At 50.5% G+C, this 15,406-nt stretch carries 16 protein-coding genes and 1 pseudogene; 9 read left to right on the top strand and 8 right to left on the bottom strand.

The features are described from left to right. Nucleotides 1-76 precede the first annotated feature (76 nt). Both KTH_RS08515 and KTH_RS08510 read left to right on the top strand, forming a co-directional pair. Nucleotides 77-1,012, top strand: a complete 936-nt coding sequence (locus KTH_RS08515) for a S41 family peptidase (protein WP_170142696.1) — start codon at nucleotides 77-79, stop codon at nucleotides 1,010-1,012. A gap of 100 nt (nucleotides 1,013-1,112) precedes the next feature. Beyond that, complete coding sequence (locus KTH_RS08510; RefSeq protein ID WP_111323780.1) at nucleotides 1,113-1,577, top strand: HAD-IA family hydrolase; 465 nt, start codon at nucleotides 1,113-1,115, stop codon at nucleotides 1,575-1,577. A gap of 162 nt (nucleotides 1,578-1,739) precedes the next feature. On the opposite strand, the gene KTH_RS08505 is transcribed toward KTH_RS08510, so the two are convergent. The 3 genes from KTH_RS08505 to KTH_RS08495 all read right to left on the bottom strand — a co-directional run bounded on the left by KTH_RS08505 (nucleotide 1,740) and on the right by KTH_RS08495 (nucleotide 4,140). Beyond that, complete coding sequence (locus KTH_RS08505; RefSeq protein ID WP_174843969.1) at nucleotides 1,740-1,883, bottom strand: hypothetical protein; 144 nt, start codon at nucleotides 1,881-1,883, stop codon at nucleotides 1,740-1,742. 889 nt (nucleotides 1,884-2,772) lie between these two features. Continuing rightward, complete coding sequence (locus KTH_RS08500; protein ID WP_111323779.1) at nucleotides 2,773-3,546, bottom strand: DUF2071 domain-containing protein; 774 nt, start codon at nucleotides 3,544-3,546, stop codon at nucleotides 2,773-2,775. A gap of 102 nt (nucleotides 3,547-3,648) precedes the next feature. Next, nucleotides 3,649-4,140 carry a hypothetical protein gene (locus tag KTH_RS08495; RefSeq protein WP_111323778.1) on the bottom strand — a complete coding sequence of 164 codons (492 nt, stop codon included), beginning with the start codon at nucleotides 4,138-4,140 and terminating at the stop codon, nucleotides 3,649-3,651. 494 nt (nucleotides 4,141-4,634) lie between these two features. Here KTH_RS08495 and KTH_RS08490 point away from each other — a divergent pair. Continuing rightward, nucleotides 4,635-5,504: pseudogene (locus tag KTH_RS08490) on the top strand (leucine-rich repeat domain-containing protein); the annotation flags it as partial. A 37-nt stretch (nucleotides 5,505-5,541) separates the two neighbouring features. Here KTH_RS08490 and KTH_RS08485 read toward each other — a convergent pair. After that, nucleotides 5,542-6,753: an RNA-guided endonuclease InsQ/TnpB family protein gene (locus KTH_RS08485; protein WP_137686422.1), complete on the bottom strand. Its 1,212-nt coding sequence runs from the start codon at nucleotides 6,751-6,753 to the stop codon at nucleotides 5,542-5,544. Nucleotides 6,754-6,830: 77 nt separating this feature from the next. Here KTH_RS08485 and KTH_RS08480 point away from each other — a divergent pair, with 77 nt between their 5' ends. Then, nucleotides 6,831-7,025, top strand: coding sequence for a CopG family transcriptional regulator (locus KTH_RS08480; protein WP_111323774.1), 195 nt, complete (start codon nucleotides 6,831-6,833; stop codon nucleotides 7,023-7,025). A gap of 432 nt (nucleotides 7,026-7,457) precedes the next feature. Here the strand turns inward: KTH_RS08480 and KTH_RS08475 are convergent, their stop codons facing one another. Then, on the bottom strand, nucleotides 7,458-7,799 hold the full coding sequence (locus tag KTH_RS08475; protein WP_111323773.1) for a MerR family transcriptional regulator: 342 nt from the start codon (nucleotides 7,797-7,799) through the stop codon (nucleotides 7,458-7,460). Between the two features lie 131 nt (nucleotides 7,800-7,930). Here KTH_RS08475 and KTH_RS08470 point away from each other — a divergent pair, with 131 nt between their 5' ends. The 5 genes from KTH_RS08470 to ilvA all read left to right on the top strand — a co-directional run bounded on the left by KTH_RS08470 (nucleotide 7,931) and on the right by ilvA (nucleotide 12,103). Further along, a complete protein-coding gene (locus tag KTH_RS08470) occupies nucleotides 7,931-8,695 on the top strand; it encodes a MerR family transcriptional regulator (protein WP_170142695.1) in 765 nt (254 codons plus the stop codon). A 101-nt stretch (nucleotides 8,696-8,796) separates the two neighbouring features. Then, a complete protein-coding gene (locus KTH_RS08465; protein WP_111323771.1) occupies nucleotides 8,797-9,135 on the top strand; it encodes a VOC family protein in 339 nt (112 codons plus the stop codon). A gap of 231 nt (nucleotides 9,136-9,366) precedes the next feature. Next, on the top strand, nucleotides 9,367-9,648 hold the full coding sequence (locus tag KTH_RS08460; RefSeq protein WP_170142694.1) for a trypsin-like serine protease: 282 nt from the start codon (nucleotides 9,367-9,369) through the stop codon (nucleotides 9,646-9,648). A gap of 53 nt (nucleotides 9,649-9,701) precedes the next feature. After that, the gene (locus tag KTH_RS08455; RefSeq protein ID WP_111323769.1) at nucleotides 9,702-10,496 is read left to right on the top strand and encodes an alpha/beta fold hydrolase; all 795 of its coding nucleotides are present in this window, start codon (nucleotides 9,702-9,704) and stop codon (nucleotides 10,494-10,496) included. 344 nt (nucleotides 10,497-10,840) lie between these two features. Beyond that, nucleotides 10,841-12,103 (top strand): threonine ammonia-lyase, encoded by a 1,263-nt coding sequence (gene ilvA / locus KTH_RS08450; RefSeq protein ID WP_211326216.1) that lies wholly within the window; start codon nucleotides 10,841-10,843, stop codon nucleotides 12,101-12,103. Between the two features lie 46 nt (nucleotides 12,104-12,149). Here ilvA and KTH_RS08445 read toward each other — a convergent pair whose 3' ends face one another. The 3 genes from KTH_RS08445 to KTH_RS08435 form a co-directional block, all read right to left on the bottom strand. Then, the gene (locus KTH_RS08445) at nucleotides 12,150-12,734 is read right to left on the bottom strand and encodes a sugar O-acetyltransferase (protein WP_497617813.1); all 585 of its coding nucleotides are present in this window, start codon (nucleotides 12,732-12,734) and stop codon (nucleotides 12,150-12,152) included. 115 nt (nucleotides 12,735-12,849) lie between these two features. Continuing rightward, nucleotides 12,850-13,800, bottom strand: coding sequence for an aldo/keto reductase (locus tag KTH_RS08440; protein WP_111323767.1), 951 nt, complete (start codon nucleotides 13,798-13,800; stop codon nucleotides 12,850-12,852). Between the two features lie 329 nt (nucleotides 13,801-14,129). Further along, nucleotides 14,130-15,383 (bottom strand): MFS transporter, encoded by a 1,254-nt coding sequence (locus KTH_RS08435; protein WP_111323766.1) that lies wholly within the window; start codon nucleotides 15,381-15,383, stop codon nucleotides 14,130-14,132. Nucleotides 15,384-15,406: the final 23 nt, after the last annotated feature.

Here is a 15,406-nt window from a genome sequence, read left to right as displayed (position 1 = left end):
AGTTGTCTTCCAGCGCAGTCTAGCGTATGCTCAACAAGAAGACAAGTTTCAAATTATTAAAAAGGAGTATTTTGGAATGTACGAAACAACATCACAGAGCCTGACACCTTCAACCTTGATCGCAAAGCTGCTCCAACAGCTCGATGAGAGGTATGTTTTTCCCGACGTCGCACAGGAGATCGCTCATGTCCTGCGGCACCATCTTGAAGCAGGGAGCTATGATGGGATCTCTGATGGCAAACACCTGGCGGCGCTTATTACCGAGCACCTCTACACCGTCGCACACGACAAGCACCTGCGCCTCTTCTACAATCCCGCGGGCGTTTCGCCGCAAGTGGACGAAGACGACCATTACACAGAAGAGATGATTGAAGCGTTGCGGCGGAGACGTACCAGTAATTATGGTCTTCAAAAAGTGGAGATTCTCGAAGGCAATATCGGGTATTTTCAGCTCAATGCATTTATCCATCCCCGAATTGCCGGTGAAAGCATGCAAGCCGCGATGACTTTCCTGACATACACCGACGCATTGATTATCGACCTGCGGAACAACACTGGCGGAGAATCGCTGATGGTGCAGTTTCTCTGTAGCTATTTCTTTGATATTCTGCATGAGCCACCAACGCAGCTTACAGGCTGCTTCGACCGCAGAACGAATCAGCTCTATCAGGCGTGGACGCTTCCTTATGTTCCCGGCCAGCTCTATCTTGCAAAGCCTGTATACCTGTTGACCAGTCAGCGTACCTTTTCTGGCGGAGAAGATTTCGCCTATACGCTTCAGCAGCTAAAACGCGCCTGCGTGATTGGTGAAAGAACAGGTGGTGGCGCGCACATGGGACACCGCTATCCCATCACGGAGCATTTTGAGGCCTTCATTCCCGATCTGCGCTCGGTGAACCCGATCAGTGGGACAAACTGGGAGGGAACCGGTGTACAACCCGATATTCCGGTTGAGGCCGAAAAAGCCTTTGATGTAGCCTACCAGCAAGCGCAGGCCGCCCTCAATCGCTAGAATGCATCTGAAGGTACGGGCTTGTTTTCCGCGAGCCTGTACCTTTTTTCGGGTATAGTATCAGAAGGGATATTCTATTTCAGCATAGGAGGAAACAGGTATGACAATTCGAGCGATTCTTCTTGATATTGGTGGGGTCATTCTTCTATTTGATCAGGCACAATATGAACGAGACGCACAACACGGGCCCGTCATTCCCGATTTCAAGCGCTATGAGCGGCTGAATGAAGCATTTGTGCACTTTGTCCGGCAGCTCCGCCCATACTACCAAACGGCAACCATTTGCAATGGAGGGTCCCGTGAGGCGCTCAACCGCAAGTTCCGGCTGAACGAGCTGGTTGACCTGATGGTGTTTGATGAGGAGGAAGGCATTTCTAAACCGGACGCCCGCATCTATCAAAGAACACTTCTTCGTCTGGAAGTTCAGGCCGAGGAAGCGATCTTTGTTGACGACAAGGAGTGCAACGTTGAGGCTGCTCGACAGCTTGGCTTGCACGCGATCCATTTCCGCGACACCGAGCAAGCAATCAGCAGCATACAGGCATTGCTCTCCCTGTCCACATAGCTACCTGCTTGTGCTGTTTATACGCCTGGCGCTTCTTATCACGCTCAGCAAGCATGGCATCGTTATAGCCCCATCCAGCAAGATCGGGAGGCTCGATACCCTGCAAGCTCAAGATCGTGGCAATCTGTGAGCGGTGATCAACGCCGTGATTGATAGCTTGAATCAGGACGATGATAGCAGGTGACTCATAGGCTCCACCATCCAGCCAGAATCGCTGAAGTCCCGTTGTTCAGCAATGGCGATCAGCTCGCTTCCCGAGCGTTCGGCGCGTCGGCGCAATTCAGCAAAACCCGTGAATTCAGCCATTTCCTTCAGAGGAGGCAATGAGTTGTTCCTGTAAAATGACAAACATATCCTTCTTTACAGGATAGAATATGCCACAGGGTATTTCATATGCTACCATAGGTTCCAGGCGTTATGTCGTCCAATTGCTCATCTGAAAGCTCGGCGAACAAATTGAGCAAGGTAAGATTGTCCCAACGATTATATTAAAAAAGTCAGCAAGTCCTGTTGTCATAGCATGATCTCTTTCCTTGAAAAGATGAAGTTCACTACAATAAGAGAGGGGATGGAGAGGAAAAATCGCAACAGGACAAAACATCGAGGAAAATCGGTCGAAGCGTCCTGACTGTTGGTGTGCATTCTCTACCTCACCATCATGCTGGCATATCTCATCTCTAAAATGGTGCACTCAAACACGCCTCACAACGGGAAAGAAACCACTTCCCGTGACGAGATAGATATACAAGCAAGCTGATCTTTGTCCCTCTTTCTGCGAAGAGGAAGTCGGTATTCCTGGCACACTACTGGCATAACAGTCAAAACCTCCGAATCTTTTATATCCATTTCAAGTATTCGATCCCGTTCCATCAGATACAACCACATTACAAAAAAGAGCGAAAGGGCAAACGCAACGCAGGAATAAAGCACCGATACAGGTTGGCATGGAAGTGTTGCCCGCTCGTTGCTTGAACAAAGGCAAGAAATTGAGTGCGGAGAATGTATCAATACCTTTCCCACATCTTCAGCGTACATGCCCTGTATGCGATTGTAGTACACCTTCCTCTTTTTTGTCAAGATCATTCCCCTTTTAGTACTTTCTCCTATCGATTTCAGGTGGCATACATCGAAGACATACAAGAGTTTTCAATGTATGCCATTGCAATATCTTGCAGAGAGTCGCCAGAATCACAGCTTAAACGGGCACAAAGGTCTTTCTCGATGCCACTGCATACTTCTGACAATAGTATGCTTTCTCCTTCACGCATCCCTGATATATCCAGCGATACTGTCCCTCGACCACTCGCACAGCGCTATCAAACGTGAGCTCGACGTCAGGCCACAATTGGTCCAGCTCGCTATACTCGACTGAGGCATTCAGAGCTTCATAGCGGGTTGATTGTCCCTCCAAATCGATCCGAGCAAGCTTCCCTTGAGAGAGGCTCGGCGTATAGCTCGTGATGCCCTGCGTGAGGAAGCGCTGACTGTCCTCAAGCGAATGAAAAACGTCAGAGTGGATCTCATCCGCTGGCTGCATTGTTGCGCAAAACAGGGGTCGACCATCCGGATATTGAATCTGCAGCCTGGAGTTCTCGCCATCGTTCGCCAACACAGCACGAATAGGTGTCATCGAGCTTGCAAAGACCCACGAAGCTAGCGCCGTACACAACGGATTATCCGCATATCGGCGCCATATGTAGACACCCGGCTCTGGCCTGTCTACCAACAGATCGATCACACCACAGCGATATGCACAGGCCTGCATGGCCAATCCAAAGCGAGCAGGCAGCAGAGAAAGCATCACACTATCAAGACGCAAAAAACACAACGAGACGATAGCAGATCCGTTCACAACTTGAGGCCAGAGCGATGGCACTGGAAGTCGCTTCACAAGCGCCTCCGGACTTACCCGGAAGTGAAAAAGCATTCGTTCAACAAGATGTGCCTGGACAACATGTGGTCTTGCCATACGGATTTTCTCCTGTTTCCTTGAAAATGCATCAATGACACATACTCATTTCTCTCTATGAAGCCTGCCACACAAAACCATCTTACCTGGAAGAGATAACCGCTATCTCTTCTCCTTCCCCCTGCTTTGCCAGATAGGTTCCCGCATAAGCCACTTCTGAAGCAGAGTGAGCAGTATTCCGGCCAGGCCTCCCAACGGAAGCGTAATCCAGCCTGTCCACAATATCCCAGTGCACATTATAAGCGCCATGAAGACCATTTCATCTATGAAATGTTTGCCAATCGCAGACGGCAGCACAGAGATAACTACTATCAGGAACAGGATACGATACGCTAAAAAGCTAATGAGCACCCCAAAAAGAAGACCTTCCCAGATCGTCCGATGTGCGGAGCGTACCATCCCGGCCCACCACATCGGCGCCCAGGCTATCAGAGCAGCCAGCACGACAATTACCGGAAAGAACATATTTTCGAGTAAAACAGGGAAGACAAGCAAGTGAGCCAGCACAAGGCAAAGCTCGGCCATTATAACGACAAACAGACTACCAAACACCCAGAACAGGCGCGGCGGATAGGATGGAGGGTAGATTTTCATGATATTCTTCTTTCTCTCTATTGTTTCACTATGTCTCTACTGGAGAGAGCACATAATCTTGAACTGAGGTACTGATGACCTTTATTGATAGATATGCCCTGTACTGGCATCCCGATCAATCAGTTTTGCGGCAGCCTGCCCGTCATAGCTTCAGTCGCCTTCCCTCCAGTCATCAGGCTCGAAAAGCCAACTCACCTGGACACGTTCCTGAACCGCTGTCTCTAAGAACGGCAACAAAGTAAACACGTTTACTTTTCGTAAGTATACGGCGTGCCATTCCTGTTTGTCAAGAGAAAAATGAACCTGTTTACTTTCACAGAACAAAAAAACATTTCTTCGTTGCCCGGAGGAATAAGCAGAAAAGATTGCCTATCTGCACTCTATGAGCGTAAAGTAGCTTCAGAGGCCACAGTAACACTTCCTTCCCTGCTTCCGAATCTTGTTTGAGGATAAAGAATAGAAGAACAAGCAAGTATACGACGAAGAGGGTTTTCATGTGTAGCACAGATCGAGAGATAGTCCGGCAGATCCAGCGCGCCTTGAGGCCAAAAGGAGCTATTATCCAGTGTCAATATAACAAAAATGGGTATGTTATCGGTCTGCACATCCGACATACAGGGCTCTCAACGCTGCCCAACGATATCGGCCAGCTTGCTCATCTACGCAGCCTTCGCCTCGGAGGCAATCAGAGCACTTACCTGACCATTCCGCCTTCATTTCAGCAATTAGCGAATCTGCATGAACTTGATCTCTCATGGAACCAGCTTCAGCAGCTCCCCTCAGGTATCGAGTATATAGAAAATCTTCAGCGACTCAATCTGAATAACAATCAATTGACAGTTCTTTCTCCCGAGATCGCTCACCTGCCGCACCTCCATATACTCGAACTCTCCTCAAACCAACTGACCACACTACCCGACGAGATCGGGCAACTGAAGCGGTTGCAGCGCCTCTGGATCGAAAACAACCAGTTGAAAACGCTTCCCACCAGCATCGGTGAGCTCCGGCTGCTGAAAACGCTCTCCGCCTCCTCGAACCAGCTTCAACAGCTCCCCTCACAGATCGGCCAGTGCACCCAACTACAAACACTGAACCTGAGTGACAACCAGTTGACCGCCTTGCCTCCTGAGATTGGGCACTGTTCCAGCCTGAAAGGGCTCTCACTCAAGCACAACCAGCTTCAACAGCTCCCTACACAGATCGGCGGGTGTACTCATCTCAGGGAGCTCGCTCTTACGGCTAACCAACTGACCTCACTGCCCTCTGAGATCGGCCAATGCGCTGAACTGCATACTATCTATCTTGATCATAACCAGTTGCAGGAACTTCCCTCTTCTCTTTTTTCTATACCATCACTTGAATATCTGACACTCCCCGCCATAAATGACGGGGGTTCTTCTTTCAACGACCCGACGTGCCACGTCTCCGTTTGGAAGACGCAGGAGAGGCCAGGTCTCCAGAAGCGTTTTGTCCCGTGGGACAGGTTCCCGTATGCCCTACGGTACCGTTTGAAACGGATTGGAGCGCTTCATGCAGGATATTCAACGCTGCATTGTGATCGCGGTCCAGGATGATCCCACACCCCGTACAAACATGGGTGCGAACGCTAAGCGATTTCTTGACAATCGTGCCACAATCAGAACATTTCTGGCTGGTGAAATGGGGCGCAACGGCAATCACCGGAATACCATGCAACAAGGCATAGCGCTTGACCCATTGAAGGAAGAGCCCCCATCCGGCATCATGGATCGATTTGGCAAGTTTGCGGTTCTTCACCATATTCCTGATCTGAAGGTCTTCATAGGCAATCAGGTCGCAAGACGAGACATACGTGTTTGCCACCTTTCTAGCAAAATCCTCACGCTGCCGTTGGACTTTCAGATGCTGTTTGGCAAGTGCTTTTCGCGCCTTTTTTCGATTGGCCGATTGCTTCTGCTTGCGGGAGAGACGACGTTGGAGACGTTTGAGCTTCTTTTCCGCTTTGCGGGAGTGCCTGGGGTTCTCGACGGTGTTGCCTTCCGAATCCGTGAGATAGGCTTTGAGCCCAACATCAATCCCAAGCTGTTTGCCCGACGAGACATGCTCGACTTTGCGCTCGGTCTGGACGCAAAATTGTGTATAGTACCCATCTGCCCGTTTGACAATGCGAACCCGCTTGATTTGCTTGATCGGGAATTCTTGGATACGCTGATTGGGGTTGCCAATCAATTTGAGACGACCAATGCCACAGCCATCGGTGAAGAGAATATGCCGACCATCAGGATCAAGCTTCCAGCCGGTGCCCTTGTATTCCACGCTCCGGTTGTTTCGTTGGAACTTGGGATAGCCCTTCTTGCCAGGCTTGTTGTTCTTGCAATTCTCATAGAAGCGGGAGATCGCGAACCATGCACGATCAGCTCCGGCTTGACGGGCCTGGGAGTTGAGTCGAGAGGCGAAAGGGTACGCTTTGGCAAGCACGGCGCAGTTGGTCTGCACGTCGTTTTTGGAGGTGCCACGCTGCTCCATCCACAAGCGCAACGACTTGTTGCGGATGAACTGGACAATCCGGATGGCTTCATCGATCGCCGCGTATTGCTGCCTGCTCCCAGAGAGCTTGTACTCGTAGACCAACATGCTGCTTGCCCTCTCCTCTTTCATATGGTACTATTATACAGCCTGATAGGTCTGTACGTCAAGAGAGGAGTTGGCACATGCGCAAAGAACGAATCAACGTGTATATCACTGTACGACAAAAAAGACAGTTAGAGAAACGAAGCCAGGAGGAAAATTTGCCAGAAGCAGAGATCATCAGGCGGGCACTGGATGTCTATCTGGCTTGGGATGACCCAACGTATACCCCTCATCCCAACCAGCCCGAAAGGAAGACCCATTCATCCCCGGCATGAATGCACGGGGCTTTCTGGGTCGTTCACTGTAAATCTCATCCATAATCAAATCACCCGCCTGCCTGATAGCATCGAAAATGCAACAAAACTGCGGGATCTTCGCCTTTTCTGTAACCCTTTAACATCACTACCAGAAGCGATTTATAATCGAAGCAGTGCAGTAAAACTGCGACTCTCCATCGATGCAAAGATACAAAAGACCATTCCCGAAGCAAAAAGAGAGCTCTTTTATCTGAACTCATAAAAGAAAACACCGATGCTATCAGATCGGGATAGCATAAAAATAGACCTGCATCCATAAACCTGAAAAGGCGCACTCCTCTTTACCACAAAAATGAGGATATGATTTGTGTTGAGCGGGCGCACCTTCAGGCAAGAAATTACCCTCCTCAAGAGGAATCATACACCCATATATATCTACTCAGGCAGAATTCAGAGTTGTAAGCGCTGCTCGACACGGGCACGCAATGCCTGCAAATCCGCAATGCGCTCATCTATTTCGGCAAGCTTTTCACGATATCGAATCCTCGCAGACGCACAGGGAGGCTCTCCTTGCTCCTGCCGCTCAAAGCAAGGGGCAAGCAAGCGGAAATCTTCCAGCGTCAATCCCAATGTGAGAAATTTTCGGATCAGCTTCACCTGCTCAATCGCCGACGCATCATACTCTCGATAGCCGTTCGGAAGCCGTCGCGAGCGCAGTACACCCTGTTCTTCATAGTAATGAAGCGAGCGAACACTGGCTCCCGTCGCCTTCGCCAGTTCACCAACTTTCATAGCAAAGCCTCCTCCTGTGAACGATTTACCCTCACATTACCGTAAGTGTCAAGTCCTCCTAAAACACTGGTTTCTATGTAGAGGGATTTCAGGTATACTGAGAGCAATATTGCATGCAGGAGATCTGGAGAATGGTCATTTTTCGCACACATGAAGTGGCAAAGGCAGCAGGAGTACATGAGAACACAATCCGACAGTATGAGGCTCAAGGCTTTCTTTCTCCTGTCCCCCGAGGAACGAACGGCTATCGAGAATACAGCTTGCTTCATCTTGAACAGGCTCGCCTCGCGTCCCTGGCGCTTCGCTGGCCCTATCTTGGGAACAAGCAACTCCTCATCGATCTGGTCACTAGCGCTGTCAACGGAGATCCCGGTATGGCGATGGAATATGCCTATCAATACCTTGCGCACGTGCGTGTAGAGCGCACCTATGCCGAATCGGCCATCGAATTTCTTGAACGTTGGGCAGCCGGTCATGTGCTGGATGTGTCGGCGCATCCCATGCGAATACAGCAGGCAGCCAGACACCTCAATATCTCTATAGACATGCTCCGCAACTGGGAACGCAATGGCCTGCTGACCGTCCCACGAGACCCGAACAACCACTATCGGCTTTATGGGAGTGCCGAATTTGGGCGGCTACGTGTTATTCGGATGCTGGTCCAGTGCGGCTTCAGCCTGATGGCAATTCTGCGCATGCTAGAGGCGTTCGATAGTGGCAAAACCAGCAATCTACGTGAGGCCCTGAATGTCCCTGTTGAGGACTGTGGAGACATCAATGCAATAGCGGATAACTGGCTCAATAAGCTCGTAGCATTAGAAGAACGAGCAAAAAGACTGATCGAGCAAGTCGGGCGACTGATCGAGCTTTCCCAAATGCAAAAACCCTCTACATAAACACCAGTGTTTTATAATAGAGCCAGATAAAGATGTAGAAAAAAACACAGCGTGATTCTGAGGAGCACATCCTGCTCTCTCACCCATTTTAAGGAGGCTTCATGATACTCAATCATGTGAATCTCACGGTCACTGATGTTCCGACTGCAGCGGCATTTCTAGAAAAATACTTCGACATGCGCCAACATGAGGGAGGAAATAAGGGTTTCACTGTCCTCTTCGACGATCGCGGACTGGTGCTCACATTGATGAAAGCCCGCGAGGTTTCGTACCCGAAAACGTTTCACATCGGCTTCGGGCAGGAAAGTGAAGAGCGCGTGAACGAGATCTATCAGCGCCTGATTGCTGATGGATACCAGGCTGACCCACCACAGCGCAGTCACGCCTGGACGTTCTACATTCAGGCCCCGGGCGGCTTCACTATCGAAGTACTGGCCTGATAGAGCTCTATCACGGCCAGCAGGATGCATCGAACAGGGTACATCCTGCACTCTTTTCTTACTACCCAGAAACAGCAATTATTACAACAGAGGCCTGCCAGGCACTCCTTTACAGTTCTACCAGAATTACCCCGTACTATTATCTAGTATAAACATAAGTAGCCATATAAAGAGAGTGGAGCCCTCGGCACTGATCGAGCCCTGCGTCAGGCAACCAACCGTATTGACGAAGTGGACGACTACTGGCTGAAATTTCGCTTTGATGAGCCACCGGCGGGCACCTTCCTTGAAGGCGTATGCGGGCGCGGAGACAGTGGCGGCCCGGCCTTCATTCGCAAAGAAGAGCGTTTTCTGCTTGCTGGCGTCAGTTCATGGCAGGAGACAGGTGGGCGCACGATCGGCATCTATGGCAGCGTTGAGCACTATACATGGGTTTCGCACTTCCTCGACTGGATCTATCAGCACATTGGAAAACGCAAGATTGAAGAAGTCTTCTCGGCCCCCATGCGATAGAATACTCTGTATACAGACACACGTATCTACTCAAAAATATGGAGTAATGACATATGTACACGACAGGCAAGTACGCAAATGTGAATGGTATCAATCTGTACTATGAGATTCATGGAACGGGTACCCCCTTAGTGCTATTACATGGAGGTTTTGGTTCCTTTGAAATGTTCTCCGCTCTCTGGCCGGAGCTTGCCCATACACACCAGGTTATCGGTGTTGATCTCTATGGAATGGCACACACAGCCCTGACCGAGCGTCCGATGCAGGTTGAATCAATGGCTGACGACATCGCAGGCCTGCTCGATCATCTCGGCATTGAACAGGCGTCGGTTCTTGGCTACTCGCTTGGTGGAAAAGTCGCACTTCAGACAGCCTTTCGTCACCCGGAACGCGTCCGTAAGCTGGTAGTGATATCTACCCCGTTCAAATGGTCGGCCTGGTATCCCGAAGTGCGGGCAAACTTCGCGTCGATTGCATCGCTACCGTTCGAGAACACCCCTATGCACGAAGCATATAAGCAGATAGCCCCCAGGCCAGAGGACTTCCCCCGGCTAAGAGATGAGATGCATGCTGCCGTCAACCGAAGCTTTGACTGGACGGAGCAGGTCAAGGCCCTCACAATACCCACGCTGATCGTTGCAGGCGACAGCGATGGATTTCCGCCTTCACATGCAGTCGAGTTTTTCAACCTGCTTGGTGGAGGGAAAAAAGATATCGGCATCAATGGAGAAAATCGCATTCCTTCGCAACTCGCCATTTTACCCGGCGCGGACCATTACACCATGCTTTCCCGTTCAGAGCAACTGCTCCCCCTCTTGAAGCCCTTCCTTGCAGAGAAGCAGGCATAAAAAATCGCCGATGGCTCTGAGCGTTCAGGGCCATATCTTCTCTATTTCCTTCATCTGGAAGGAGCAGACAGAGATGCAAAAACCTTCAGTATAAATGCAAGCTACCGATCGCTTCTCATACGCGCTATCTTCGCATTTCTCAGCCAGAGGCACGATGTATACAGCAATACAGATATACTGCATTCTCTCTTCTTTTTCTATAGAAAAATGCACATGCAATCGGCCTTGTAAGATCACCACGAATCGTGCTACCATACAGGAACACCAGGATTTTCTGTTACTATTACTTATTTAGGGCGCTATCAAAGGGGATAGCAGGCCCGCTAGAGGAGTATTTTACAGCGATGTACACCAATAGTCCCAAGATGCCGGAACTAAGCGAGATTCAGCGCGCATACGAAGAGATCCATGATTCCATTCATGTAACACCTCTGCTTCGCTCTCAAACATTCAGTGAAATGAGCGGAGCCCATGTTTACCTCAAAGCCGAGAATTTGCAAAGGGCAGGTTCTTTTAAGGTACGTGGTGCTACATATAAGATATCACGCCTGAGCGAATCCGAGCGCCACAAAGGAGTGGTAGCGGTCTCTATGGGTAACCATGCTCAGGCCGTCGCACTGGCAGCCCGATCACTTGGCGTGCAAGCAACGATTGTCATGCCGGAACAGGCTCCACTGGTAAAAGTGATGGCAACGCGTGGATATGGGGCGAAAGTTATTTTACATGGCGCTACCTTTAAAGATGCACATGAATATGCGTTGGAATTTGAGGCCCGAACAGGCGCGACCCTGCTACATTCCTTTGAGGATTATGACTTGATTACCGGTCAGGGCACGCTCGGTCTCGAAATACTTGAGCAATTTCCCGACGTTGAAGCGATAGTAGTTCCCATCGGTGGAGGCGGCCTGATTTCCGGAGTTGCCCTTGCCGTCAAGGCGCTTCGTCCTGATGTGCGTATTATCGGTGTACAGGCAAAAGGGGCAGATGCAGCAAAGCAATCATTGCAAGCAGGTCATATCGTCGTACAATCGAACGTGAAAACGATTGCTGATGGAATCTGCATCAATGCTCCCGGTGAGCTCACGTTTGCTATTATGCGGAAATATGTCGATGAAGTGGTAACGGTCGATGATGAGGAAATTATGAGCGCCATTCTGCTCCTGCTTGAACGGAGCAAGCTCCAGGTTGAGGCTGCTGGCGCTTCTGGTCTGGCTGCACTGCTCCACCCTGGCTTACTTGATGTAGCAGGCAAGAAGGTTGCGCTCGTCCTGACAGGCGGCAATATCGATACAAATGTGATCGGTAATTTTATCAGTCACGGTCTGCTGGTTCAGGGCCGCATCACCATTCTACGGACCTTTATCGAAGATCGTCCGGGCGAACTCAAGCGGCTCCTGACGGTGATCGCAGACCAGGGTGCAAACGTACGCGAGCTCAATTATTGCCCGACAATGCAAGCCTTGCCAGAGCAACATATTGAGGTCACGCTGACACTTGATACGCGCGATCACGAGCATATTGCACAATTGCTCGATACGTTACACGATCGTGGATATACAGCCAGTACCGTTCAGGTCCAGCCCAAACCCACGCCGATTGTACAGTAATAGTGTTGTCCCTCTGGCTGTCCGATCGCCGGAGGGACAATAGAACTCAGCCTTCCGTTGATTGCTTCTCATCTCCTGAGAGGCGTTTTATAATCTTTGCAGGATTGCCGCCAACAACGACATTATCTGGCACATCTTTTGTTACAACAGCACCAGCAGCAATAACAGCATTATCCCCAATTGTTACCCCGGGCATAATAATCGCCCTTCCACCAATCCACACATTATCACCTATTGTTACCGGCTTCCCATATTCTAGCCCTTTTATACGCTCGTGCGCCTCAACTGGATGTGTAGCAGTATAAATATGCACGCCCGGACCAAGCATACAGTTTTTCCCGATGGTTACCGGGCAGGTATCAAGAATAACACAATCATAATTCGCGTAAAAGTTCTCACCGACATGAATAGTATAGCCATAGTCGCAGCGAAAAGGCGGTTCAATATAACAGTTTTCTCCCATCGAGCCCAGCAGTTGCCGCAATAACGCCTGGCGTGTCTTACTGTCAGCCTCCTCGGAGCGGTTGTAGAGCCGTGTGAGCCGCTGACCGCGCTGCCGATCCTCTACCAGTTCAGGATCAAGCGCGTTATAGAGCTCGCCTTGCAGCATCTTCTCTTTCTCGGTCTTCATTTCCGCACCTCTTCAAAAATAATACGGATCACAGGAGAGTATATCTTCATTGAACGCAAAGAGAGAAAAACCGGAAGCCGCCGCACTGACGGTTTCCGGTGAGAGGAAGGCGATCCTATTTCCAGTTGCTTGCTTGATCCAGTTCCGCGATAGAGGCCTTGTCAAGTTGTATCGCGGCAGCCTTCGCGATCTCATGCACCTGTGTAGCCGACGTCGCGCTTGCAATTGGAGCAGTCACGCGGGTCATCAACCAGGCCAGCGAGATCTGCGCGGGCGTCGCGTTATACTTCTGAGCTACGTTGTCAAGCGCCTTCAGAATACGGAACCCGCGATCATTCATATACTGCTCTTTGACCGAACCAGCGCGCTGACTTGAAGGCAGATCTTTCTCCGAGCGATATTTGCCCGTTAAGAAGCCACTGGCAAGCGAATAATAGCTGATCACACCCAGCCCCTCCCGCTTGCAGAGCGGCTCCAGATCCTGCTCGTAGTCGGCGCGATCATATAAATTGTAAAGGGGTTGCAGGCTCTCATAACGCGGATACCCATGCTGCTTGCTCACACTCAACGCCTCCGCAAGCCGACTCGCACTGAGATTGGATGCCCCGATCACGCGCACCTTGCCCTCTCGAACCAGCTCTGCAAACGCATCCAGTGTCTCCTCAAAGGGGGTCTCAGGGTCATCAAAATGCGCCTGATACAGATCAATATAATCGGTTTGCAGACGCCGCAACGACTCATCGACCGCCTGCTTGATAGCGTTGCGTGAAAGCCCCTTCTGACCATTCCCCATATCGCCCCCGACCTTCGTAGCAATAACCAGTTGATCGCGCCCGCCGCGCTGCTTGAGCCACTTGCCGATGATCGTTTCTGACTCACCTCCCTGATTACCGGGGGCCCAACGAGAATACACATTTGCAGTATCTATAAAATTTCCGCCATCAGCGACGAAAGCATCAAGCACCTGAAATGAAGTCGCTTCATCAGCCGTCCAGCCAAAGACATTCCCGCCCAGACAAAGGGCACTCACCTGTAAGTCGGAATGTCCCAATGTTCTCTTTTCCATCGTACGCTTACTCCACTCTTTCTAGGATGTTCTCTTTTATGATTCACACGAAAGCAAGCCGATTCCATATTCAGTATACCCCTTGAGACCGCTTTACATCCAGAGTATACAGTATTCTGTAGCTCCTCTTGCTTCCCTGCTGGAATCATAAGCCGCAAAACTTCTAAAACATGAAGAAAGCAGCTCTCACATCTATAACTCTTTAGTAAACCTTCTAACTTCCTATACACCAGCCCCTCACTATCGCGTATAGAGGTTCACTGGGAGGCAGCTTGCTTATCAAAGAGGCCGGTGTATGCCAGTTATTTCCTGAAAAAGCACGCCTCCTTTTAAAAAGGATTACCTTCTCCCTGGCGCTGCCTTAATAGGCCGAAAATCAGCAAGCATACAACCAGAATGCAACCGCTCATTGTCATGAATGCGCCCGGGGTCGTGATAAGGTCGGTCAGCACTCCGCCGACAAGCGGCCCCAGGACGATACCGATACCGTGAAACATATTAAAAATGGCGTATGCTGCTCCATAGGCGCCGCCTCCATCCCGCTCTACAACACTTCCGAGCGTGGAAAGCGTCGGCGATAGACTAAAGCCAGCGCTTGCCCCGATCAGCACCATCACAATGCCGGCCTGCCAGAGTGTGTGCACAAACCCAAGCAGCGGCATGCAGAGCGCCAGACAGACCGCACCTAGCGCCATGAGCCGATAAGGGCTGAAGCGGTTCACCAGGGTCCCCGCCAGCGGCGCAACCAGCCCATAGGCCAGGGTCATCGCACCAAAGAGCAGACCTATGATCATCGACGTTGTGGCAAGGCGATCCGTCAGAAAAACTGGTAACAACGGCTCAAGCAAACAGAGCGACATTTCACCAAGCAAGACAAAACAGGCAATCGCGATCACCTGCCGATTCCGCAAGAAAGCCGACAGCTTCAGCTTCTTCTGCTCCTGAATAGCCTGCTTCGGCAGAAGAGCAAATACCCCAACAATATTCAACAATGTTAAGCCAGTCGCCAGCAGAAAGGGCATCTGATAGCCCCCGAGTTGATGGATCAGACCACCAAGTGGAGCGCCGAGCAACGAGCCGGTCGAGATTGCGGTCAAGGCCATGCCCATAATTGGCCCTCTCATCTTCGCTGGAAAGAGGTCCGCAAGCAGCGCCAGGGCCGCCGACCATGTAGCTGCCGCAGCCAATCCTTGCACAAATCGAGCCGCAATCATCACCACCATCGAGTGAGCCGACGCAAAAAGAATCGTGGATACAGCCAGACCTACCAGGCCAAAAAGCAATGTTGCCTTCCTGCTAATCCGGTCAGAGAGCGGCCCGAAGAACGGCGTCGCTACCAGCAGCGCAATTGCGTAGCTGCCAAAGAGTACCCCCGTCAATGTCGAAGAGGGGTGAAACAGTTCGGTAATATACGGTACGATCGGGATCAACAGGCTATAGAGCAGCATATCTATAAACAGTATAGATATTGTGAGTATTAATCCAGTCCGCTGCTGTTTTGACATCGAAAGAAATGGAGTTGACATAGTTTCACCTTGAGCAACAAACGAGTAAAACTTTTTTTGTTTTTCGAGTTTCCACAAAAAAATTGAGGAGAGACGACCTG

This window comes from Thermosporothrix sp. COM3 (assembly GCF_059696735.1).
The sequence above is the reverse complement of the archived record's forward strand: the minus strand, read 5'-3'. Positions and strand labels throughout refer to the sequence as shown.